This window comes from Neobacillus sp. 204 (genome assembly GCF_046562815.1).
Classification (GTDB): domain Bacteria; phylum Bacillota; class Bacilli; order Bacillales; family Cytobacillaceae; genus Neobacillus.
Genome location: NZ_JBJORY010000045.1, coordinates 1 through 1,613, shown reverse-complemented (window position 1 = coordinate 1,613; position 1,613 = coordinate 1). Strand labels below are relative to the sequence as shown.

Annotated in this window: 1 protein-coding gene; it reads right to left on the bottom strand. The window is 36.8% G+C overall.

Annotation, left to right across the window (positions count from 1 at the left end; all coding sequences use genetic code 11):
• A partial coding sequence (locus tag ACJ004_RS29990; RefSeq protein ID WP_410896726.1) for a reverse transcriptase domain-containing protein occupies nucleotides 1-843 on the bottom strand: 843 nt, incomplete at its 3' end.
• Between the last annotated feature and the right edge of the window lie 770 nt (nucleotides 844-1,613).

The window sequence follows — 1,613 nt, the reverse complement described above, 5'->3', positions numbered from 1 at the left end:
ATCGTCCGCATAGCGGACGATAAAGCATTCTTTTAATCTGGACTTTTTTAGTGCTTGATACTTAATCCCACTGGTCTTATATGCGAAGTTACAGATGAATGTTTCCCACTGATTACTTATCCACCAATCAAGTTCATTAAGGACAATGTTTGATAATAAAGGCGATAAAATGCCACCTTGCGGTGTTCCTTTAGTTGGGACCCCTTCTCCTTCAATCTCAGCTTTTAAAAGCCTTGAAATAAGAGAAAGTAATACCTTATCCCTTATACCTAATGACCAAATTTGTTTTAAAAGTTTACTATGATTTACATTATCAAAGAAACCTTTTATATCAACATCAATGCAGTGATAAAGCCCAGCCTGGTTAATTAGGAATTCAAACCTCGCTTTCGCATGCTGAGTGCTTCTATTAGGTCTAAATCCATAGCTATGTTTGTGAAATTTTGCTTCACAAATTGGCTCCATTACTTGTAGAATGCATTGTTGAAAAATTCTATCCCAAATTGTTGGAATTCCTAAAGGTCTTAATTTGCCATTCGTTTTAGGAATTAACACACGTCTCACTTTTTGTGGCTTATAATTCATAAACAAAGTTTGAACCTTGTTTATAACATCTTCCACCGATAAATGACTAATGTCTTTAATAGTTAATTTATCTGTCCCTGCCGTTTTGCTCCCTGTATTTCTTTTGATGTTACGATAGGCAAGTCGTATATTTTCATTAGAACACATCAATTCTGTTAATCCATAGAATTTCTTACCACTGACACTTCGAGTGTAAAGAGTATCAAAGCACTCTTGTAAGTTATAATACTCATTGTGTCTCAGTTTCTTCCGTTTCAATAAGTCGGCTACCCCTTTCGGAGTTAAACCTCTTTTAGTCTCACAAGAACCTTATTAATCGATAAAGATCTGCCTTACATGGTTAAATGATTCTTCATTAGTCTAGTGGCTATCCCTCCATGTTGATTAAACATTTCATTGGTACTGTGCCACCACTTTCACTGATACAAAGACTAGTTATACAGTAACTAATATCATTATTGCTTTCCTTGCCAACGCTTCTTAGGAAGTAAGCCCTCCACGTTATCAGCTTACAATGTTGAATTATATCTATTATAGAATGAACTTAGGTGCTTCCTGTAAGCCTGTTAGCCCTCATACGCCTGTAACGTATCATGGATTTTTATAATAGTTATTCTTACTCACCCACAGCCAACCTCACAATTTGGTGATATACACATTTCTATGTATTGCAGGTTTAGACCCGTACATTCAGAAGTTCGTCAGCTTAACCTTTTTCTTATAGGTTTATCTGCATTCTCACCATATCCATTCAACTCAAGCATTATGAATTACACCACTCCCTCGAGTAGGCTTTCGGCAGCCAAACTGCTACGGTAATTTCTCACGCCTTTTTGCCGAGCTTATAACACTATCATTCTTACTAAATCTAGTGCTATTCGACTAAGAGAGAACCCTTCAGGGCGTTACTCCGTCATTTGATTCTTCAATATAATCCTTCAGTTCCGACAGGAACTGTCTAGCCTTTACCTGAGTATTGTGACCAACCTCAATTTTTGCCAGAAACATTTCGCACAACTATCCTGCTC